Origin of the sequence: Pseudomonas rossensis (assembly GCF_039888995.1) — a bacterium.
GTDB lineage: Bacteria > Pseudomonadota > Gammaproteobacteria > Pseudomonadales > Pseudomonadaceae > Aquipseudomonas > Aquipseudomonas rossensis.
Genome location: NZ_JBBWCB010000349.1, coordinates 1 through 350 on the forward strand (window position 1 = coordinate 1; position 350 = coordinate 350).

Here is a 350-nt window from a genome sequence, read left to right on the forward strand (position 1 = left end):
GCGTGCTTACCGGTACCTCGAGCGTTGATGGCCCGGTCAGTGTGCTCAACTTCACCATCGGCGAAACCACCTACGCCGCCGGCAGCACGGCGACTATCGCCAACGTCGGCACCCTGGTGATCGCCGCCAATGGTGCCTACACCTTTACCCCGGCGGCCAACTACAACGGTAGCGTGCCAACGGTCAGCTATACCGTCACTGACGGCTCCGGTTCTGACGTCACCTCGACCTTGAACATCAACGTCACCCCGGTCGACGACAGCTTCACCGATATCAGCGAAACCGTAACCACCAGCGAAGACGCCCCAGTCAACGGCAGCGTGCTCACCGGCACCAGCAGCGTCGACGGC

At 62.6% G+C, this 350-nt stretch carries 1 protein-coding gene; it reads left to right on the forward strand.

What is annotated here, in order from left to right; genetic code table 11:
- The coding region (locus WLY71_RS30825; protein ID WP_347806599.1) for a cadherin-like domain-containing protein at positions 1–350 on the forward strand (350 nt) is incomplete at both ends.